General features: G+C 73.9%; 16 protein-coding genes, 1 tRNA gene and 1 pseudogene. 9 read left to right on the forward strand and 9 right to left on the reverse strand.

Features of this window, described 5'->3' with window-relative positions; all coding sequences use genetic code 11:
- Positions 1-152: 152 nt before the first annotated feature.
- Both KZ813_RS19805 and KZ813_RS19810 read left to right on the forward strand, forming a co-directional pair.
- Positions 153-229, forward strand: a tRNA-Met gene (locus KZ813_RS19805).
- Positions 230-402: 173 nt separating this feature from the next.
- Positions 403-1,686 (forward strand): Hsp70 family protein, encoded by a 1,284-nt coding sequence (locus KZ813_RS19810; protein WP_219756720.1) that lies wholly within the window; start codon positions 403-405, stop codon positions 1,684-1,686.
- A gap of 63 nt (positions 1,687-1,749) precedes the next feature.
- Here the strand turns inward: KZ813_RS19810 and KZ813_RS19815 are convergent, their stop codons facing one another.
- The 5 genes from KZ813_RS19815 to KZ813_RS19835 all read right to left on the reverse strand — a co-directional run bounded on the left by KZ813_RS19815 (position 1,750) and on the right by KZ813_RS19835 (position 5,004).
- Positions 1,750-1,944: a hypothetical protein gene (locus tag KZ813_RS19815; protein WP_219756721.1), complete on the reverse strand. Its 195-nt coding sequence runs from the start codon at positions 1,942-1,944 to the stop codon at positions 1,750-1,752.
- Positions 1,941-2,108: a Flp family type IVb pilin gene (locus KZ813_RS19820; RefSeq protein WP_219756722.1), complete on the reverse strand. Its 168-nt coding sequence runs from the start codon at positions 2,106-2,108 to the stop codon at positions 1,941-1,943. The genes KZ813_RS19815 and KZ813_RS19820 overlap by 4 nt, the downstream gene beginning before the upstream one ends.
- An 82-nt stretch (positions 2,109-2,190) precedes the next feature.
- Positions 2,191-2,688 (reverse strand): hypothetical protein, encoded by a 498-nt coding sequence (locus KZ813_RS19825; RefSeq protein WP_219756723.1) that lies wholly within the window; start codon positions 2,686-2,688, stop codon positions 2,191-2,193.
- A gap of 16 nt (positions 2,689-2,704) precedes the next feature.
- A complete protein-coding gene (locus tag KZ813_RS19830) occupies positions 2,705-3,700 on the reverse strand; it encodes an aldo/keto reductase (protein WP_219756724.1) in 996 nt (331 codons plus the stop codon).
- 62 nt (positions 3,701-3,762) lie between these two features.
- A complete protein-coding gene (locus tag KZ813_RS19835) occupies positions 3,763-5,004 on the reverse strand; it encodes a sulfotransferase (protein WP_219756725.1) in 1,242 nt (413 codons plus the stop codon).
- A 348-nt stretch (positions 5,005-5,352) separates the two neighbouring features.
- Here KZ813_RS19835 and KZ813_RS19840 point away from each other — a divergent pair, with 348 nt between their 5' ends.
- From KZ813_RS19840 to KZ813_RS19850, 3 genes are all read left to right on the forward strand, one after another.
- Positions 5,353-7,884, forward strand: coding sequence for a TonB-dependent receptor (locus tag KZ813_RS19840; RefSeq protein WP_219756726.1), 2,532 nt, complete (start codon positions 5,353-5,355; stop codon positions 7,882-7,884).
- A gap of 247 nt (positions 7,885-8,131) precedes the next feature.
- Positions 8,132-9,487, forward strand: a complete 1,356-nt coding sequence (locus KZ813_RS19845; RefSeq protein WP_219756727.1) for a CehA/McbA family metallohydrolase — start codon at positions 8,132-8,134, stop codon at positions 9,485-9,487.
- A 68-nt stretch (positions 9,488-9,555) separates the two neighbouring features.
- Positions 9,556-10,386, forward strand: coding sequence for a Rossmann-fold NAD(P)-binding domain-containing protein (locus tag KZ813_RS19850; RefSeq protein ID WP_219756728.1), 831 nt, complete (start codon positions 9,556-9,558; stop codon positions 10,384-10,386).
- Here KZ813_RS19850 and KZ813_RS19855 read toward each other — a convergent pair.
- Positions 10,296-11,222: a DMT family transporter gene (locus tag KZ813_RS19855; protein ID WP_219756729.1), complete on the reverse strand. Its 927-nt coding sequence runs from the start codon at positions 11,220-11,222 to the stop codon at positions 10,296-10,298. The two genes, KZ813_RS19850 and KZ813_RS19855, sit on opposite strands and share 91 nt — an antisense overlap.
- Before the next feature lie 201 nt (positions 11,223-11,423).
- Positions 11,424-12,428, reverse strand: coding sequence for a threonine aldolase family protein (locus KZ813_RS19860; RefSeq protein ID WP_219756730.1), 1,005 nt, complete (start codon positions 12,426-12,428; stop codon positions 11,424-11,426).
- A gap of 372 nt (positions 12,429-12,800) precedes the next feature.
- Between KZ813_RS19860 and KZ813_RS19865 the strand changes: the two genes are divergently transcribed.
- On the forward strand, positions 12,801-13,322 hold the full coding sequence (locus tag KZ813_RS19865) for an MAPEG family protein (protein WP_219756731.1): 522 nt from the start codon (positions 12,801-12,803) through the stop codon (positions 13,320-13,322).
- A 132-nt stretch (positions 13,323-13,454) separates the two neighbouring features.
- Positions 13,455-14,030 carry an opacity protein gene (locus tag KZ813_RS19870; RefSeq protein WP_219756732.1) on the forward strand — a complete coding sequence of 192 codons (576 nt, stop codon included), beginning with the start codon at positions 13,455-13,457 and terminating at the stop codon, positions 14,028-14,030.
- 283 nt (positions 14,031-14,313) lie between these two features.
- On the opposite strand, the gene KZ813_RS19875 is transcribed toward KZ813_RS19870, so the two are convergent.
- Positions 14,314-16,560, reverse strand: a complete 2,247-nt coding sequence (locus tag KZ813_RS19875) for a transglycosylase domain-containing protein (RefSeq protein WP_219756733.1) — start codon at positions 16,558-16,560, stop codon at positions 14,314-14,316.
- 69 nt (positions 16,561-16,629) lie between these two features.
- Between KZ813_RS19875 and KZ813_RS19880 the strand changes: the two genes are divergently transcribed.
- Both KZ813_RS19880 and KZ813_RS19885 read left to right on the forward strand, forming a co-directional pair.
- Positions 16,630-17,229 (forward strand): NADPH-dependent FMN reductase, encoded by a 600-nt coding sequence (locus KZ813_RS19880; protein WP_219756734.1) that lies wholly within the window; start codon positions 16,630-16,632, stop codon positions 17,227-17,229.
- Between the two features lie 125 nt (positions 17,230-17,354).
- Positions 17,355-18,782 (forward strand): methyl-accepting chemotaxis protein, encoded by a 1,428-nt coding sequence (locus KZ813_RS19885; RefSeq protein WP_219756735.1) that lies wholly within the window; start codon positions 17,355-17,357, stop codon positions 18,780-18,782.
- A 285-nt stretch (positions 18,783-19,067) separates the two neighbouring features.
- Here the strand turns inward: KZ813_RS19885 and KZ813_RS19890 are convergent.
- Positions 19,068-19,745 (reverse strand): annotated as a pseudogene (locus KZ813_RS19890) (TonB-dependent receptor); the annotation flags it as partial.

Consider the following 19,745-nt stretch of genomic DNA (forward strand, 5'->3'; position numbering starts at 1 on the left):
TCGGACGTGAAACCCGACCGCGCCAATGGTACTACTGCCTAAGCAGTGGAAGAGTAGGTCGCCGCCAGGCATTGAAGCCCGCGCGCTCACATCATCCCATCCCTCAAGAACCCATTCACACACACACACCGCTCTCCCCACGGAGAGCGTGACGCGGGGTGGAGCAGCCCGGTAGCTCGTCAGGCTCATAACCTGAAGGTCACAGGTTCAAATCCTGTCCCCGCAACCACACCAAGACAACACCATCGCAAACGTCGCACAAGCTGGGCAGCGCCGAGAAGCGTCCAGGCGCGCGCGGCGGGGCCTGTTCGCGCGCGCGCCGTCGCGGTGCGATCGCCCGCGCCGGGCTGGCCGCGGAGGCCGCGCGACGCTACGGCGGCTCCCCGCCCACGGGAGACCCGGATGACCGCGCTCGGCCTCGACTTCGGCACCACCAACACCGTCCTCGCGCGCTCCCGCGCCGACGCCGCCGCGCCGACGCTCGTGGCACTCGACGGCGAGTCCGCGGTCTATCGCACCGCCCTCTGCTTCTGGCACGAGGCGGGCGCGCGCGACGGGCTCGCCGTCGCCGCCGGCCCCGCCGCGATCGGCGAGTATCTCGCCTTCCCTGCCGAGAGCCGCTTCCTCCAGTCGTTCAAGTCGGTCGCGGCAACCGCCTCGTTCGACACCGCGCCCGTCTTCGAGAAGCGCTACAGTTTCGAGCAGCTCGGCCAGCTGTTCCTCGCCGAGCTCGGCCGCGCCGCGGGCGGCGCGCTCGACCGAGTCGACCGGCTGGTGGTCGGCCGCCCCGTCACCTACGCGGGCGCGCGTCCCGACGCGGCGCTGGCGCGGCGCCGCTACGACGCGATGTTCGCGGGCGCGGCGCGCGAGATCCACTATGTCTACGAGCCGCTCGCCGCCGCCTTCGCCGACGCGAGCGCGCTCGACCGGCCCGCGACGCTGCTGGTCGCGGACTTCGGCGGTGGGACCAGCGACTTCTCGGTGGTGCAGGTGGCCGAACCGGGTGCCGCGGGGCGTTGCATCCCGCTCGCGCACGCCGGCGTCGGCGTCGCCGGCGACCGGTTCGACGCGCGCATCGTCGACCAGCTCGTGCTACCCCAGCTCGGGAAGGGCGGCCGCTATCGCTCGTTCGACAAGGTGCTCGACATCCCCGCCGGCTGGTTCGCCGACGTCGCCGACTGGTCGCGGCTCGCGCTGATGCGCAATCGCCGCACGCTCGCCGAGCTGGACAGACTGCGGCGCAGCGCGCTCGACCCCGAGGCGGTGGCGCGGATGATCGCGCTGATCGAGCATGAGCAGGGCTATGCGCTGTACGACGCGGTCGGGCAGCTCAAGCGCGCGCTGAGCACCGCGGAGCGCGCGCGCTTCCGGTTCGCGGGCGAGGGGATCGCGATCGACGCCGAGGTGCGCCGCGCCGATTTCGAGGCCTGGATCGCCGCGGACGTCGCACGCATCACCGCGGCGCTCGACCGCGCACTGGCGCACGCCGGGCTCCCCGCGAGCGCGATCGACCGCGTGTTCCTCACCGGCGGCACCTCGCTGGTGCCCGCGGTGCGCGCGCCGTTCGAGGCGCGCTTCGGCGCGGAGCGGATCGCCTCCGGCGGCGAGCTCACCTCGATCGCGCACGGGCTCGCGCTGATCGGGCGCGAGGCCGACCCGACCGCCTGGAGCCATGGCGAGGATTGACGACGATACGGTCGCCGAGCGCGACGCCGCGGCGGCTGCCCGGCGCTTCGACGAGCGCGCCGCTCAGTCCGCGCCGCGCTCCAACAGCGTGAGCGTCTGCGCCGAGAGCCGGCCGCGCGGCGCCGCATACGCCCGCGCGCCGAGGCGGCGCCGCTCGCCGCTCGCCGCCATCGCGACGCCGACGCCCAGCGCCGCCGCCACGATCGCCCCCGCGGCGAGCAGCTGCGCCAGCGCCCAGACGAGCGCCAGCGCGCTCACGCCCCGGCCGCGGTGATCTTGGCGGTCGTGCCGCGATAGCTGTTGCTGAGCTGGTTGCCGAGCCCCTTCATCGCCGCGATCGCGGCGACGGCGACCAGCGCGGCGATCAGCCCATATTCGATCGCGGTGGCGCCGCGGCGGTTACCCCATAAGCGTCGGAACATGGCAGCTCATCCTCGGCGCCCGCGGGAGCGGGCCTGTTCGCTGCCGGCTTAGCCCCGGGAGGTTAACGCCCCGCCAACGCGTTCACGGCACCGAGAGCGGGCCCGGCAGCGGCCGCGGGAACCAGCGCAGCAGCGCGTCGCACAGCGCGGTCGCCACCGCCTCGGGCGTGCCGCCCGCGGTGCCCGCGGCGCGCGCGGTGCTCGCCTCCGCCGTCCAGACCACCTGCGAGTCGGCGCGTAGCGAGACGGTGACGCGCAGCTTCGTCACCACCAACGCGTGGAGCTGCTCCTTGCGCGAGGGCAGGCCGACCGAGAAGCCGCCGCCGTGGTACACCGGCGGCGCCACCTCGGCGCCGCGCGACGCCACCACGCCGTTCTCGGTCGCGCTCACCGCCAGCTCGGCGACGTAGCGGCTGTGGCCGGCGTCGGGCAGAGGGGTGAAGTCGGCGCGGGCCAGCGCCGCCGTCGCCGCCTCGACGTAGCGACCCGCCGCGGGCACTGTCTCGCCGTCGCGCATCACCACCGCCACCGTGCCCGGCATGGGCGCCGCCGCCGCGGCGAGGAGCAGCAGCGGAGTCACGCCGCCCGCCCCGTGCTCACAGGAACCCTTGGGTCGAGTGACCGACCACCGCGTGCGGCACATAGGCTTCCTCGAGCCGCGCGATCTCGGCCTCACTGAGCCCCAGCGTGAGCGCGGCGAGCGCGTCGTCGAGGTGGGCGAGCCTGGAGGCGCCGACGATCGGCGCCGACACCTCGGGCTTGGCGAGCACCCAGGCCAGCGCCACCTGCGCGCGCGGCACGCCGCGCTCGGCCGCGACCGCGGCGACCGCGGCGACGACGCGGCGGTCGGCGTCGGCCGTGTGCTCGTACAGCGTCGTGCCGAACGCGTCGGTGCGCGAGCGCTCGGTCGCCTCGTCCCAGTCGCGGGTCAGCCGCCCGCGCGCGAGCGGGCTCCACGGGATCACGCCGACGCCTTCCGCGGCGCAGAGCGGCAGCATCTCGCGCTCCTCCTCGCGGTACAGCAGGTTGAGATAGTTCTGCATCGTCGCGAAGCGGGTCCAGCCCTCGGCGTCGGCGACGTGCAGCATCGTGGCGAACTGCCACGCCGCCATCGACGACGCCCCGATGTAGCGCGCCTTGCCCGCCTTGACCACGTCGTGCAGCGCCTCGAGCGTCTCCTCGATCGGCACGTCGAAGTCGAAGCGGTGGATCTGGTAGAGGTCGACGTAATCGGTGCCGAGCCGGCGCAGGCTGGCGTCGATCTCGCCCATGATCGCCTTGCGGCTGAGCCCGCCGCCGTTGGGGCCGGGGCGCATGCGGCCGTGCACCTTGGTGGCGATCACCAGCTCGTCGCGCCGGCCGAACTCCTTCAGCGCGCGGCCGACGATCTCCTCCGAGGTGCCGTCCGAATAGACGTTGGCGGTGTCGAAGAAGTTGATCCCCGCCTCGAACGCCCGTCGCAGGATCGGGCGGCTGGCCTCCTCGTCGAGCGTCCAGCTGTGATTGCCGCGGTCGGGCACGCCGAAGGTCATGCAGCCCAGGCACAGCGGCGACACGTCAAGGCCGGTGGTGCCGAGTTTCCGATAGTCCATGGGAGTGCCTCGCCTCGGGTTCGTCCCGCCCGAACGTGCGGGGTCGCGTTCCGGTCCGCGCGTCATGCCGCGACCGCCGCCTCGCCCGATAGCGCCGCCGCGGGCGCCAGCCCATAAGCGAGCGGGTCGTAGCGGTGAGGCGCGCGCCGCGCCGGCGCGCTCGCGGCGACATAGGCGCGCATCGCCGCGCTCACCCTGGGCGTGAGCGGCAGGTCGAGCAGGCGATAGACGCGGCGCATCTCGCCGAGCCAGTCGGCTCCGACGTCGTCATAGGCGAGGTCGAGCTGCGGCACGTCGGCACGCGCCCGCGCCGCGGCGGTGCGCGCGGCGCGCAGCGCGACCTTGCGGCGCCACTCCGCGCCGATCCAGATCGGGTCGACGTGGTCCGACTGCAGCCGCATCTGGTTGCACACCAGCGCGGCAGAGGAGGCCACCACCGCGGCGGCATCGCGGTGGAGGTGGATCAGCCGCGCGTCGGGGAAGGCGCCGAGCAGGCTCGGCAGGTCCTGCGCGAACTGCGGCACCTTGAGGATCCACGGGCGCGCGCACGGCTCGCGCCGCTGCCACCGGATCGTCTGGAGCAGCCGGCGAAACTCGGCGTAGACCGGCGCGGGATCGTCCCGCTCCACCGCGGTGGTGAAGCTGGGGACGCGCCACTGCGCCTCGAAGGCGGCGCCGAAGATCGAGACGTTGTGGAGCCCGATCTCCTCGTCGGCGGCGTCGAGGCTGGTGGGATGGATCGCGGCGAAATCGGGGTTGAGCGCGTGCGCGCAGGCGAGCCCGACTCGGCCTTTGAGCCGGCGCGAGTCGATCCGCGCGGCGTAGGTGCCGACCGGGTGCCAACCCTCGTAGAAGCGCGTGTAGGTCAGCCGCGGGTCGCAGGCCAGCAGCCGCTGCACGCGCGTGCTGCCCGAGCGCATCTGGCCGACGACGATCACCGGCGCGGCGATCGGCTGCGCCGCGATCTCGGGGTGGCGCTGCCACAGCGCATGGGCGCGGAAGCGGGTCGCGAGCGCGCCGACGAGCTGGCCGTGCGCGATCGTTCGCCCGAGCCCGCTGAGCCGCGCGGACCCCTCGAGGTCGTCGCACAGCAGCGTGAGGCGGCGCCGCCAGCCGACGCGATCCTCGTCGGGGGCCACGCCGGCGCGACGCGACGCCTTGGCGACCAGGACCGCCGGGTCGAGGCTCGGCATCTCGGCCCAGCCCGCCGCCCACAGCCGGCGGAGCGCCGCGTCGGCGACGCGGATCCGGGTCGAGGGCGCCCCGCGGTGCAGCGACGGGGGCGGGACGGCAGGGAGCAGCATGGCCGGAGAACGCGCGTCCCGGCGCGGTGTGCCGGGCGGGCGTCGGCGTCAGGATAATTTACATGAAGCGAGCGGGTTAGGTGTGGCCGCCGGGATCGCGCGGTGTTCCCGCGCGCGCCACCGTCGTCGCGTCGGCGGCGCCACGGGCCGCGGCTGCTGGGCCATGACGGTATACTGGATGGCGCGGGCGGCCGGGACATGGTGCCGTCGCCGCAGCGTCGCGTCCTCGTTCCGATCGGCGCCGGCGCGCGCGCTCGGGGTAACCGCGCTGCCACATATCTGACCTGCGCGAGTCATGGTTGATCCCTAGGCCCCACCCACCGACGAACGTCGCGGGGGAAACGGATCATGTCACCTTTCACGCTCGGCGCGGCCCCGGTCGCGCTGCTCGCGCTGCTGCCGATGCCGGCCGTCGCCCAGACCGCCGCCCAGACCGCCGCGCCCGCCGAGGCGCCCGCCGCCGGCAGCGCCACCGCGGATCCCGCGGCGCCGACCGGCGAGGAGATCGTCGTCACCGGCCGCGCCGGCAGCGGCCAGCGCACCAAGCTGGAGACCAGCTACTCGGTCACCACGCTCGACGACGCCGCGATCCGCTCGCGCGCGCCCTCGAGCGTGACCGAGACGCTGAAGTCGGTGCCCGGCTTCTGGGTCGAGGCCTCGGGCGGCGAGGGCAGCGGCAACGTGCGCGCGCGCGGCATCCCGGTCGACGGCTTCGGCTCGATCAACCTGCTCGAGGACGGGCTGCCGGTGCAGCACGATCCCGCGCTCGGCTATCTCAACGCCGACCAGGCCTATCGCATCGACGAGTCGGTCCAGCGCATCGAGGTGGTGCGCGGCGGCCCGTCCTCGATCTTCTACTCCAACGCGCCCGGCGGCGTGGTGAATTACATCACGCGCAAGCCCGGCGACACGCTCAGCGCCAACGCGCGGATCCTGTACGGCCCCACCGCCGAGCTGTTCCGCTTCGACGGCTGGGTCGGCACGCCGCTGGCGGACGGCTGGACGCTCGGCGTCGGCGGCTTCTACCGCAACGAGCAGGGCGTTCGCGATCCCGGCTATACCGGCAACAAGGGCGGGCAGGTGCGCGCCGATCTCGCCAAGGATTTCGGCGACGCGCAGCTGACGCTCAGCTACAAGCACCTCGACGACAACGCGATCTTCTACACCGGCATCCCGCTGACCAAGGACCGCGACGGCAAGGTCACCGGCATCCCCGGCTTCGACCCGCATTACGGCACCACCGCGAGCCGCGCCTCGGCCTATCTCACGCTGCGCAGCGCGAACGGGCCGGTGAACTTCGACAACACCCAGGGCACGAGCATCCGGCTCGACCAATTCTCGGTGCTGGCGGGGTGGGACGTCGGCGACGGCTTCAAGCTGACCAACAACGCGCGCTATCGTTCCTCGAACACGGTGCGCAACGGCGTCTACCCCGCCTCGATCGCGACCGCGGCGAGCTACGTCGCCTCCCGCCGCACCGCGCTGCTCACCGCGTACCCGGGCGCGAGCGACGTGCGGCTGCGCTACACCGACACGGGCGAGACGTTCGACCTCGCCGCGCAGAACGGCAACGGACTGGTGTTCGAGAACAGCGCGCGCCCGGTGACGGTGATCGAGAGCGAGTTCCTCGACGACCTGCGGCTGAGCCGCCGCTTCGAGCTGTTCGGGCAGAGCCACGACGTCGCGATCGGCGGCTATCTCGCGCGGGTGAAGGAGACCTTCCGGCGCTACTCGGCGACGACGCTGCAGGACGTCTCCGACAACTCGCGCCTGCTCGACTTCGTCGCGGTGAACGCGGCCGGGCAGGTGGTCGGGGCGGCGACGCAGAACGGCGTGTCGCGCTACGGCTCCGAGTTCGCGAACGGCAGCGGGCAGCAGACCACCTGGGCGGTCTATGGCTCGGACGAGTGGCAGCTGCTGCCGAGCGTGCGGGTCGACGGCGGCCTGCGCTACGAGCATGTGCAGACCGACGGCGCGCAGGAGGGGTCGACCAGCGTCAACCTCGGCGACGCGGCGACGCTCGCGGACAACAACGTCCTCACCGGCAACGGGCAGTTCCTCGCGTTCGACCGCAGCTTCGACCGGGTCGGGGCGACGATCGGCGTCGACTGGCAGTTCGCCGGGGCGGCGGGCGCGTTCGCGCGCTACACCTCGGCCTTCCGCCTGCCGAGCGTGGGCAGCTTCATCACCAGCGCCACCGCGCAGCCGCGCACGCAGGGCATCCGCCTGTACGAGGCGGGGCTGAAATACTCCGACCCGCTGCTGAGTGCCTATGCGACGGCCTTCCTGACCGACTTCGACGCCTATTCGATCGGCAACTTCCAGTTCGACGCCGCCACCGGCGGCTATACCCAGCAGACGATCTACACCAACACGCGCGCCTATGGCCTGGAGTTCGAGGCGACGGTGCGGCCGGTGCGCTGGTTCGACTTCACGCTCAACGCCACCGCGCAGGACCCGACCTTCCGCGACCTGCGCTACAACGAGCTCTCGGGCACGACGCTGACGCCGCGTGACTATTCGGGCAACCAGCTGCTCCGCGTGCCCAAGCTGGCGCTGCGCGCGACCCCGGCGGTGACGCTGCTCGGCGAGCGGCTGCGCGTGCAGGGCGACGTCGAGCATTACACCAGGCGCTACGCCGACGCGGCCAACACCTCCGAGCTGCCGGCCTATACCGTGCTCAACGCCAGCGCGCGTTTCGCGCTGACCGACCGCGTGTCGCTCTGGGCCTATGGCGACAATCTCACCGACGCGCTCGGCCTGACCGAGGGCAACCCGCGCGCGGGCGAGCTGACCAGCGGCCAGGCGACCGACTCGCTGTTCATCGGTCGCCCGATCCTCGGCCGCAACGTGCGCTTCGCGGTGGACGTGCGGTTCTGAGGGGAGCTTCGTGCGCGGTCACCCTCACCCTTCCGGCGCTGCGCGCCTCCCTCCCTCTCCCAGCGGGAGAGGGAAGGGGCCCGTCGCCGCAGGCGATGGGAAGGGTGAGGGTGGCCACCCGCGCCGCCTTCTCCTTGCTCTCGCGACCCTCCTCCTCACCCCCCACGCCGCGCTCGCGCAGGACGTCACCCTCACCGGCGAGCTCACCCGCGCCGACCACGAGACCTATCGCGCCGTCCCCGTCACCGTGCCCGCCGGCGTCGAGCGCATCACGCTCGCGCTCAGCTACGACAGAGCCGAGCACACCGTCGTCGACCTCGGCCTGTGGGACCCGTCGCGCTTCCGCGGCTGGAGCGGCGGCGCGCGCGACCGCGTGACGGTCGCCGCCACCGACGCGACGCCGGGCTATCTCGCCGGGCCGCTCCCCGCCGGGACGTGGCAGGTGACGCTCGGCGTGCCCAACATCCGCGTCGGCGCGCGCAGCCGCTACCGCGTGCAGGTCTGGTTCGACCGCGCCGGCGCGCGTGCCGCCACTGCCCAGGCCGCGGGGGCGCCGCTGCGCACCGGCCGCGCCTGGTACCGCGGCGACCTCCACCTCCACGACGCCAACAGCGACGGCTCCTGCGCCACCCGCGCCACCGCCGCGGCGGCGACCCCCGCGCGCGTGCCCTGCCCGCTGTTCCGCACCGTGCTCGCGGCCGCCGCGGCGGGGCTCGATTTCGTCGCCGTGACCGACCACAACACCGTCGCGCATTTCGCCGCGCTGCGCGAGCTCCAGCCCTGGGTCGCGCCGCTGCTGCTGATCCCCGGCGTCGAGCTCACCACCTTCCACGGCCACGCCAACATCCTCGCGCCGTCGCGCTTCGTCGACTTCCGGCCGGCGGGGCGCGAGGGCGTGGCGGCGCTGCAGCGCGACGCGCACGCCGCCGGCGCGCTGTTCTCGCTCAACCACCCCGGCCTGCCGTCGGGCGAGCGCTGCATGGGCTGCGGCTGGAGCTGGCCCGCCACCGACTGGGGGCAGGTCGACTCGATCGAGGTGATCAACGGCGCCACGACGACCGGCCCGCTCACCGGCCTGGCGCTGTGGCGCGCGCGGCTGAGCGCGGGCGACCGCGTGACCGCGGTGGCGGGGAGCGACAACCACGACCCCGACGCGCCCGCGGGCCAGTCGCCGGTCGGGCGCCCGACCACGGTGGTGGAGGCGGGCGAGCTCTCCACCGTGGCGATCCTCGACGGCATCCGCGCCGGCCGGGTCTACGTCGACGTGGCGGGGGCGGGGCGGCGGCTCGAGCTGAGCGCGACCGCGGGCGCCGCCACCGCGGCGATGGGCGGGACGCTGCCGGCCGGCGTGCCGCTGCGCGTGAGCGCGCGCGTGATCGGGGCGGACGGCGCGACGCTGCGGCTGTGGGGCGAGCGCGGCGTGCTGGCACAGCGCCCGGTCGCGGGCGAGACGGCGGTGGTGGCGCTCGACCTGCCCGCGGGCGCGGCGCGGCGCTGGATCGCCGCCACCGTGGAGCGCGACGGCGTGCCGCTGCTGATCGGCAACGCCATCTATGTCTCGGGCGGCTCCGCCACGACGCAAGGCGTTCCCGCGAGGCGCTGACGGATCGGCGGAACCGTGCCCGCCCCCGCTCGTCTCCCCGGTGGGTCAGATCGAGGGGGCACCACGACATGCGGCTGTTCGTCTTCGGCCTCGGCTATGCCGCGCGCGCCATCGCCGACGCGGCCGGCGCGCCGCTGCTCGCCACCACGCGCGACGGCCGCGACGGCACGATCCGCTTCGACGACGCCGAGGCGGTGCGCGCGGCGCTCGCCGCCTCGACCCACGTGCTCTCCTCGGTCCCGCCCGACGCCGACGGCGCCGGCGACGACCCGGTGCTCGCCCGCTACGGCGCGCTGCTCGGTCGCCACTGGCTCGGCTATCTCTCCTCCACCGGCGTCTACGGCGACACCGCGGGCGCCTGGGTCGACGAGAGCGCCCCCGCCGACCGCGGCCGCCGCGCGGGACGCAACCGCGCCGACGCCGCCTGGCTGGCGCTCGGCGCGCGCGTCTTCCGCCTGCCCGGCATCTACGGCCCGGGCCGCTCGCCGCTCGACCGCGTCGCGGCCGGCGAGGCGCGGCGCACCGGCGCGGCGGGGCAGGTGTTCAGCCGAGTCCATGTCGCCGACCTCGCGCGCGGGGTCGTCGCCGGCCTCGACGCGCCCGCGGGCGCCTACAACCTCGCCGACGACGTGCCCGCGCCGCAGGACGCGGTGCTCGAGCACGCCGCGCGGCTGCTCGGCCTGCCCGCGCCCCCGCTGGTGCCGGTGGAAGCGCTCAGCCCGGCGGCGCGCGCCTTCCACGCCGAGAACCGCCGCGTCGCCAACGCCAGGGCCAGGCGCGTGCTCGGCTGGCGCCTGCGCTACCCCGACTATCGCGCCGGCCTGCGCGCGCTGAGCGCCACCACCAGCCCGACCCCGGCGAGCGCCGCCCCCGCCACCGACAGCGGGGTCCAGCGATAGCCCTCGTACAGCGTCGACAGCAGCATCGCGATCACCGGCACGATCACGCTGTTGTAGGCCGCCTTGGCCGGGCCGATCGTGCGGATGAGGCGGAAGTAGAGCGTGAAGGCCAGCGCCGAGGCGGCGATCCCGAGATACAGCACGCCCGCGACATAGCTGGGCCGCGGGTCGAACACCGGCGGGCCGGTGGTGAGCCAGGCCCAGCCAGCGTCCATGCCCGCGCCGATCAGCATCGCCGCGGCGAGCATCGGCAGCATCGGGTAGCGCCGCGCGCGCTCGGTCGCCTGCATCACGTTCGACACCGAGGCCGAGAGGATCGCCACCAGGGTGAGCGCGATCCCCCGCACCGTCTCGTGCGCGCCGTTGGGGTCGCCGCGCGCCTCGCGCACGAACAGCAGCGCCACCCCCGCTATCGCGATGCCCGAGCCGAGCAGCAGCTGCCGCCCCAGCCGCTGCCCGAGGAAGACTCGCCCGAACAGCGCGTTGGGCACCAGCAGCAGCGCGAAGGTGACCGCCACCAGCCCCGAGGTGATATGCTGCTCGGCGCGGTAGACGAAGTTGAAGTTCATCACGAACTGGAGCAGCCCGACCAGCGCGGCGAAGCGCCAGAAGCCGGGATCGCGCCGGTGCGCGCCGCCGAGCTCGCCGCGCCATCCGGCGACCGCGGTGAGCGTCAGCCCGGCGACGAGGAAGCGGTAGCTCACCGACCAGCTCGGCGGCACGCCGGCGCCGGCGAGCTGGTCGCGGATCACGATCCAGGTCGAGCCCCAGATCAGCGTGACGATCGCGAACGGCACCAGCACCGTGGCGCGCGTGCTGTTGGGGCGGGGGGTCATCGGTCGGATCGCGGGCTAGATCCTCCCCGGCGAGGGGAGGTGGCAGGCCGCAGGCCTGACGGAGGGGTGTCCCCGCCGGTGCCGGTCGCGACACTCACCACCCGCGACACCCCTCCGTCAGCGCTTCGCGCTGACGCCTCCCCTTGCAGGGGAGGATCATCAGGTCCGCGATCACCGGGGGAGAGGATCGTCCACCGCCCTTCACAGCGCCGCGATCGCCTCGGCGAGCGGGCGGATGTCCTCCTCGCGCTGGTCCCAGCTGATCACCAGCCGCGCCTCGCCGGGCCCCCAGTCGTAGAAGTCGAAGCCGAGCGCGCGCAGCCGCGCCGCCTCGTCGGGGGTGACGCGCAGGAACACCTCATTGGCCTCGACCGGGTGGATCAGCCGATCGCCCGCCGCGGCGGCGAGCAGCGCCGCGCCCGCGTTGCTCGCGCGCGCGCAGTCGAGCCAGACGTCGCCCTCGAGCATGGCCAGCAGCTGCGCGGCGAGATAGCGCCCCTTGCTCAGCAGGTGCCCGGCGCGCTTGCGGCGGAACAGCGTGTCCTCCGCCAGCTCGGGGCGGAAGAACACCAGCGCCTCGGCGTTCATCCCCCCGTTCTTGACGAAGCCGAAGCTCAGCGCGTCGACGCCGGCGCGCCAGGTGAGGTCGGCGGGGGAGGCGCCGGTCGAGACCACCGCGTTGGCGAAGCGCGCGCCGTCCATGTGGAAGCCGAGCCCGCGCGCCCTGGCCAGCGCGCCCAGCGCGGCGACCTCGCCGGGCGCGTAGACCCGGCCATATTCGGTCGCGTTGGTGATCGAGAGCGCGTGCGGGCGCTGCTGGTGGACGTCGTAGCGCTGCAGGTCGAGCACCGCGGCGGCGGTCTCCGGCGTCAGCTTGGCGCCCGCGCCCTCGGCGAGCAGCAGTTTGGCGCCGTGGGTGTAGAACTCCGGCGCGCCGCACTCGTCGTTCTGGATGTGCGAGTCGCGGTGGCACAGCACCGCGCCGTGCGGCGGGCACAGCGCCGCGAGCGCGAGGCAGTTGGCCGCGGTGCCGCTCGGCACCCACAGCACGCGGAGCGCCTCGGTCTCGAACAAGGCGGCGAAGCGCGCGTCGAGCGCCTTGGACCAGCGGTCGCCGTCATAGGCGGTGTCGAGCCGGTCGGCGTCGGCGAGCGCGCGCAGCACGGCGGGGTGAACGGGCGCGGCATTGTCGGAGAAGAAGCGCATGGTCGACGCCTTCGGTCAGGCACGCGGGGCGGTCAAGGTGATCCCGCCGGGCGCGAATGTTGCGAATGTTGAGTCGCCGGCGCGTGTCGCGCGACGCGCGAGCGGGCGGGGCGGTCGGCCGGGACGGCGCGGGGCGCGGTGACGGTGGAGCCCGGGGCATAGCATCAGGCGCAGGATGGCACAGGAGCGCGGTGGTAGGACAGCGGCGGCGCGAGGCGAGCGGACGGATCACGCCGGGCGGCTCGATCCGTCTCCCACGCGGACACCATGTCGGGGCGGGTCGAGGCGGCGTCGTCGGGGCGGACGCGCGGGGGCGCCGAGGTGCATGGCGTCGGCGCCGCCACCGTGGCACAACCGCGCGCGGAGGCCAGGATGCGATCCTTCGAGCGGGAGCAGCGCGGCGTGGTGCTCGGCATGGCCGGCGCGCTCGCGACGACCGTGACGGTGGTCGGCGTCGCGCTCGCGCTCGATCACGCCGCGCCGCCGCGCGACCTCGCCGACCGGCTCGCCCACGCGCTGCGCGCCGAGCTGCCCGTGGTCGCGTGGCTCGCCGCGGCGATCGCCGACGTCGCCCGGCGCCGCTTCTTCTCCGCGCGCGACATCGCCGGCGGCGGCGGGGACGAGACCCCCGCGGTGGCGCGCGCGCGCGCGATCCTGCAGAACACGCTCGAGCAGGTGGTGCTGGCCAGCGCGGCACAGGCGATCGTCGCCGCGACGATCGCGCGCTCGGCCCGGCTGAGCGTCGCGCTCGCGGCGCTGTTCGCGCTCGGGCGGCTGCTCTTCTGGCTCGGCTATCGACATGGCGCGCGCGCCCGCGCGCTGGGCTTCGGGCTGAGCTTCTACCCCTCGGTGGCGGCACTGCTGGTCGCCGGGGTCGCGCTCGTCGCGGGCTAGGCGCTCCGCCACGCGGCTGTTGCGCCGGTGCCACAGCGGTGGTTTTTTCCAATTTCGCCGGACCTGCCGCGCCGCCGACCCGTTCGATCGGTGAGGCGCCGACGTATCGCGCCTCTCTCACGAAGGTATGACATGAAGACGTTGCTTCTGGCAGCCGTTGCTGCCGCTTTCCTCGTTCCCGCCGCCGCTCAGGCGCAGGACACCACCAGCGACGGGTCGCGCAAGTTCGGCATCGACCCCTATGTCGGCGTGATGGGCGGCTACGAGGGGTTCGAGAGCGATCCCGGCCACGGTATCCCCTATAACGCGCCGGGCAACCGCCTGAAGGGCGGGCTGGTCGAGGGCGTGGCGGGCGTCAACGTGCCGCTCGGCGCCTTCTTCGTCGGCGTCGAGGGCAATGCCGCCAAGGGCTTCACCGGCGACATCGACTGGGAATATGGCGTCCACGGCCGCGCCGGCGTGCGCGCGGGCGAGACCGGGCTGGTCTACGGCAAGGTCGGCTACCAGTGGGTCAATTTCGACCGCTACGGCTCGAACAGCGGTGATTACGGCCGCATGTCCTACGGCATCGGCGGCGAGTTCGGCCCCTCGGCGATCGGCCTCGACGGGTTGGTGAAGAAGGAGGGAGTCCGCTTCCGCGCCGAGATCTCGACGCGGGGCGACTTCGAGACGGTGCGCCCGATGGTGGGCGTGATCGCGCACTTCTGAGGCGTGACGGCCGACCCCCGCGCGCGCGCTCTGTCGGGCGCGTGGGGGTGGTTCACGCGACGACGCGGGATAGATCGGTTCACGCGGAGGCGCGGGGGCGCAGAGCGCGCGGCTGCCCCCTCTTCACCCTCGAGTGATGGCCGCGGCGCGCGCAAGAGCCCTGCCCCATCCGCGCGAGCCCCTCTTCGCGTCTTCGCGTGAACAAGAAGCTGGAGATCCGCAGACGCGGCGAACGGCCTCTCAGCGCCTCCGCGCCTCCGCGTGACCCTTCATCGCCGTTTCGTCAGAACCCACCCGGCCCGCCGTCCTCGAAGCCGTCACCGCCGCCCTCGCCGCGCCCCTCGTCGGGCCGGCGGCGCTCGGGCACGCGCTCGCGCGGGGCGGGCGGCTGGGGCAGCTCGATCCCCATCTCGCGCAGGCGGTCGAGCGCGTCCTCGATCCGCGGCTGCGCCTCGTCCACCGCGCGGCCGACCTCGCCGCCGAGGTCGACGCCCATCTGGTCGAGCATGTTGGCCGGGTCGATCGGCGCCGCCACGGCGTCCTCCACCGGCGCCACCGCGACCGGGATGTGGAGCGCGGACATCATGAACTGGCGCCAGATCTGCGCCGGGACGCCGCCGCCGTGCAGCCCCGGGTTGGGCGCGCTGTCGTCGCGCCCGACCCACACGCCCACCACCAGGTTGCCCGCGAAGCCGATGAACCAGCCGTCCCGGCCGCTCTGGCTGGTGCCGGTCTTGCCGAAGGCGCTCACCGGCAGATTGGCGCCGCGCCCGGTGCCGCGGATCGACGAGCCGAGCAACGTGCGCATCTCGTCGCGGATCCTGTCGGGCATCGCGGTGTCGCGCCCCGCGATGGCCTCGTACCAGCTCGCGCCGCGGCCGCCCTCGACCCCGCGCGCCACCACGGGGTAGCGCCCGCTCGCCACCGCGGCATAGGCGCCGGTGAGCTCGAGCAGCGACACCTCGGAGGTGCCCAGCCCGATCGTCGCCTCGTTGGCGATCGGCGTGGTGATGCCGAGGTCGCGCGCGGCGCGGATCACGTTGCGCACGCCGACCTGCTGCGTCAGCCGCGCCGCCACCACGTTGGACGAGCGCGCGAAGGCGCGCTGCAGCGTGATCGGGCCGAGATAGCGCCCGTCGTCGTTGCGCGGCTTCCATCCCGCGATCTCGACGGGCGTGTCGTCCATCACCGTCGCCGGGGTCAGCCCCGATCGCATCGCGGCGAGATAGACGAACAGCTTGAAGGTCGAGCCCGGCTGGCGCCTGGCCTGGACCGCGCGGTTGAACGCGCTGGCGCCATAGTCCTTCCCGCCGACCATCGCCACCACGGTGCCGTCGGGCTTCATCGCCACCAGCGCCGCCTGCATGCCCCCCAGCGAGGCCTGGCGCACGACCCGCTCGGCGGTGCGCTGGAAGCCGCGGTCGAGCGTGGTGCGCACCGTCGCCTCGGTGCCCGACTCGCCCGCCACCTCGCGCGCCGAGGGGAGCACCCAGTCGGCGAAATAGGTGCCGGTCGGCAGCGTCTCGGCGCGCTCGGCGAGCACGCGCTGCGGCTGCACCCGCGCCGCTTCGTCCCTCGACAGGAAGCCGGCGTCGACCATCGCGCCGACCACCACCGCCTGGCGCGCGCGCGCGCCCTTGAGGTTGCCGGTCGGCGCCAGCCGCGACGGCGCCTTCACCAGCCCGGCCAGCATGGCCGCCTGGCCGACGTTGAGCTGCATCGGGGTGCGCCCGAAATAATGCCTGGAGGCCGCGGTGATGCCGTAGACGTTGTCGCCGAAATAGACGTTGGAGAGATAGCGCGAGAGGATCTCGTCCTTGCTCAGCCACGCCTCCAGCCAGAAGGCGATCATCGCCTCGCGCAGCTTGCGCGCAGCGGTACGGTCCGAGTCGAGGAAGGCGTTCTTGGCGAGCTGCTGCGTGATCGTCGAGCCGCCCTGGCGCACCCCGCCCGAGCCGAGATTGGCCCAGGCCGCGCGCGCGATGCCGCGCGGGTCGACGCCCCAGTGCGAGTAGAAGCGGCGGTCCTCGATCGCCAGGAACGCCTCGCGCACGTGCGCGGGCAGCTTGGCCGCGTCGACGGGGGCGCCGATGATCGCGCCGCGCCGCGCGATCGGCGTGCCGTCCGCCGCGGTGAGCGTGATCGAGGGCGGCGTCGGCGGCTTGAGCGAGCGCGACAGCGGCGCGGTCACCGCCAGCCAGAGCACCGCGACGACGAACAGCACGATGAAGGCCGCGGCGCCGCGCACCAGCCAGCGGCCCCAGCGCACGCGCCGCCACCACGCGCGCGGCGGCGGCAGCGGGTCGGGCCAGCGCCGCCGCTCCTGCTGCCAGAAACTGCCGTCATCGCCGCCGCGCTCGTCCCACGGCCGCTCGTCGCGCGGGGGCGGCGGGGGTGGCGGCGCGGCGGCGTCGTCGCGCCACGGATCGAACGAGGGGAGCGGGGCGCCGCGCTGATCGTTCGCCGCGTCGGGCGAGTCGCCGCGCGCGTGATGGTAGCGGACGCGGCCGGGTTCATAGGGGGGGCGCATGCTGCGGAGTGTCTTACATCGATATGACAGTTGTCGCAAGCCGCGACCGCGTGCCATGAGGATAGTCGCATGAGCGAGGAAGCGAAAGGCGCGGGCGCGCCGCTGGTGGTCGGGATCGGCGGGACGATCGGGGGGATCTCCTCGACCGAGCGCGCGCTGCGCGTCGCGCTCGACGCGGCGCGCGAGGAAGGTTTCCGCACGCGGCTGTTCGGCGGCGAGGACATGGCGCGGCTGCCGCTCTACGACCCGCGCGCCACCAGCCGCACGCCCGAGGAGCAGGCCTTCGTCGAGTCGGTGCGCCAGGCCTCGGCGGTGATCATCGCCAGCCCGGGCTATCACGGCAGCATCTCGGGCGTGGTGAAGAACGCGCTCGACCTGCTCGAGGAGACCGCGCGCGACCGGCGGCCCTATCTGGCCGACCTGCCGGTCGGGCTGATCGCCACCGCTTATGGCTGGCAGGCGACCGGCTCGACGATCGCGGCGCTGCGCTCGATCGTCCACGCGCTGCGCGGCTGGCCGACGCCCTTCGCCGCCGCGATCAACACCCAGCTCACCAAGTTCGACGATTCCGGCGGGGTCAGCGACCCGGCGGTGCGCGACCAGCTCCGGCTGATCGGCCGCCAGGTGGCGCGCTTCGCGCCGCTGGTCGCCGCCGTGCCGGCCGCCTGAAGCGGCCGGGCACCGCCTTCGACTTTAGTCTAACCCAATGAAGTTAGCGGTTTCTTAGCCGTGGCAGGGGCATGACCAGTGCCTCGGCCGGGCATCCCGCTTGGTCGTCAGCAGAGGCGGCCCGGATGGTCGAGTGGTTCGGTCGGCACGCGCCGATACGCGTGAAGTTCAAGGTGCTCACCTTGGTGTACCTGGCACTCTCCGGCGCGATCGCCGGTTGCGCGACCTATGGCGTGCTCGCCGGCGCCGCGGCCGACCCGCGGCTCGTGATCGGCGGCGCGCTCGCCGGCGTCGCCGCGATCGTCGCGGTGACGATGATCGCCGCACGGCTGATCTGCACCCCTTACGTCGAGACCGTCGTGCGGATGGAGGGGCTCGCCGCCGGCGACCTCGACAGCGCGGTGCGCCACACCGCCAACCGCGACTGCGTCGGCCGCATGACGAAGGCGATGGCGATCTTCCGCGAGAGCTCGCTCGCCGCGCGCGAGTGCGACACGCAGCGCCAGATGGCGCTGGCGATGGGCGAGGGGCTCGGCCGCCTCGCCGCGGGCGACCTCACCGCGCGGATCGAGGCCGAGCTGACCGGGCCCTTCCTGACGCTCAAGCACGATTTCAACGACGCGGTGACCGCGCTCCAGGCGACGATGACGTCGGTCGCGCGCGTCTCCGAGGGGATCCACCGCGGCGCCGGCGAGATCAGCACCGCGTCGGACGATCTGTCGCAGCGCACCGAGCAGCAGGCCGCGAGCCTGGAAGAGACCGCGGCGGCGATGGAGCAGATCACCGCCACGGTGCGCGAGACCGCGTCGGGGGCAGGCCGCGCCAACCAGATCGTCGGCGTCGCGCGCGGCGAGGCGGAGGAATCGGGCGCGGTGGTGCGCCGCGCGATCGAGGCGATGGCGGGGATCGAGCGCACCTCTGCGGAGATATCGGACATCATCGCGGTGATCGACGCAATCGCCTTCCAGACCAACCTGCTCGCGCTCAACGCGGGCGTGGAAGCGGCGCGCGCCGGGGACGCGGGCAAGGGCTTCGCGGTGGTGGCGAGCGAGGTGCGCGCGCTGGCGCAGCGCTCGGCCGACGCGGCAAAGGACGTCAAGCAGCGCATCACCGCCTCGGTCGAGACGGTCGACGCCGGCGTCGCGCTGGTGAGCGAGACCGGTCGCTCGCTCGAGCGGATCATCGGGCGGATCGGCGAGATCAGCGCGCTGGTGTCGGACATCTCGGGCTCGGCCGAGCAGCAGTCGCAGGGGCTGCAGCAGGTCAACACCGCGGTCGGCGAGATGGACGGCGTGACCCAGCGCAACGCCGCGATGGTGGAGGAAGCGACCGCGGCGGCGCGCAACCTGGCGGGCGAGGCGGACACGCTCGCGGCCGAGATCGCGCGCTTCACGCTCGGCGGCGCATCGGTCGCGGCGCCGCGCGGGACCGTCCGCGCGCTGCCCAAGCGCGCGGCGAGCCCGGCGCCGGCGCCGACACGGCGGCCCGCGCCGGTCGCGCGGCGCGGCGGCGCGGCGGTCGCTATGGCGGAGGACGACTGGTCGTCGTTCTGAGGCGCCTACGATCCTACCCCGATGGGATCCTCCTGCGAAACTGCTCCGTCATCCCGGACTTGGTCCGGGATCCACTGTGCCGCATAACGTCAAAGCGTTGTTTTCGCGGGAGGGTGGATCCCGGACCACGTCCGGGATGACGGAAGGTGAACGGCGGTCCAGAGGTCCGCAGGAGAATCCTCTCAGGGAGGATCACCGTGGTGGCTCAAACTACCCCTACCGATCGTACGGACGCTTCTCGACGACGTCGAACGAGCGAACGCCGCCGCCCGCGACGACGCCGCCTCAGTAGAACAGTTTCCGCAGCGACAGCCGCACGGTGCGCCCGATCGGGTCGAGATAGCCCGGCTGGAAACCGATCGGCACCTCGCCCGCCTGGTCGGTGACGCGCTGGCGCGTGTTGAACAGATTGTCGAGCTGGAGGCTCACCCGCGCGCCGCGCATCCACGGGTGCGCGCGGACCCAGTCGACGCGACCGCCCAGGTCGGCGAACAGGCGCAGGTTGGCGGTGGCGAGGCTGCCGAAGTCGAGCGTCTCGGGCGCCGCCGCGGTGCCGCCGCTGACCCGCGTCGCGCTCTGGTAATTGACCGAGATCCGCGCGCCGAGCCCGTTGTTGGTGTAGCCGGCCTGGCCCTCGAGCTCGTGGCGCGGCTGGCCGCCCGCGCTGCCGATCGCGTCGCCCCGGAGCAGGTCGAGCACCGGCCCGCTGTCGGCGACGGTGACCCGCTCGGTGAGATGCCAGGTGTGGTAGAGCGCGAACTGGAGCCGGCCGCCCGCCTGCGCGCCGCCGCCGCGCCCGAACCGGCCGAAGCCCCCGCCGCCGCCGCCCGGACCGCCGCCGCCCGGACCGCCGCCGGCCCCCGCGCCACCCTGGCCGCCCGGCGCCGCCCCCGTCCCACCGGGAGGCGGCGTGCCGTCGCCGCCGCGCGCGGCGCTGCCGTCGGGCCGGGTACCGTCGCCCGC

The organism is Sphingomonas folli, from assembly GCF_019429525.1.
GTDB lineage: Bacteria > Pseudomonadota > Alphaproteobacteria > Sphingomonadales > Sphingomonadaceae > Sphingomonas > Sphingomonas folii.

Bases quoted from the DNA above. Each gene is read 5' to 3' on its own strand.
- KZ813_RS19810 (WP_219756720.1), top strand. From the start codon at position 403: ATGACCGCGCTCGGCCTCGACTTCGGCACCACCAACACCGTCCTCGCG.
- KZ813_RS19830 (WP_219756724.1), bottom strand. From the start codon at position 3,700: ATGGACTATCGGAAACTCGGCACCACCGGCCTTGACGTGTCGCCGCTG.
- KZ813_RS19865 (WP_219756731.1), top strand. From the start codon at position 12,801: ATGCGATCCTTCGAGCGGGAGCAGCGCGGCGTGGTGCTCGGCATGGCC.
- KZ813_RS19875 (WP_219756733.1), bottom strand. From the start codon at position 16,560: ATGCGCCCCCCCTATGAACCCGGCCGCGTCCGCTACCATCACGCGCGC.
- KZ813_RS19870 (WP_219756732.1), top strand. From the start codon at position 13,455: ATGAAGACGTTGCTTCTGGCAGCCGTTGCTGCCGCTTTCCTCGTTCCC.
- KZ813_RS19885 (WP_219756735.1), top strand. From the start codon at position 17,355: ATGGTCGAGTGGTTCGGTCGGCACGCGCCGATACGCGTGAAGTTCAAG.
- KZ813_RS19860 (WP_219756730.1), bottom strand. From the start codon at position 12,428: ATGCGCTTCTTCTCCGACAATGCCGCGCCCGTTCACCCCGCCGTGCTG.
- KZ813_RS19855 (WP_219756729.1), bottom strand. From the start codon at position 11,222: ATGACCCCCCGCCCCAACAGCACGCGCGCCACGGTGCTGGTGCCGTTC.
- KZ813_RS19840 (WP_219756726.1), top strand. From the start codon at position 5,353: ATGTCACCTTTCACGCTCGGCGCGGCCCCGGTCGCGCTGCTCGCGCTG.
- KZ813_RS19820 (WP_219756722.1), bottom strand. From the start codon at position 2,108: ATGTTCCGACGCTTATGGGGTAACCGCCGCGGCGCCACCGCGATCGAA.
- KZ813_RS19835 (WP_219756725.1), bottom strand. From the start codon at position 5,004: ATGCTGCTCCCTGCCGTCCCGCCCCCGTCGCTGCACCGCGGGGCGCCC.
- KZ813_RS19850 (WP_219756728.1), top strand. From the start codon at position 9,556: ATGCGGCTGTTCGTCTTCGGCCTCGGCTATGCCGCGCGCGCCATCGCC.
- KZ813_RS19880 (WP_219756734.1), top strand. From the start codon at position 16,630: ATGAGCGAGGAAGCGAAAGGCGCGGGCGCGCCGCTGGTGGTCGGGATC.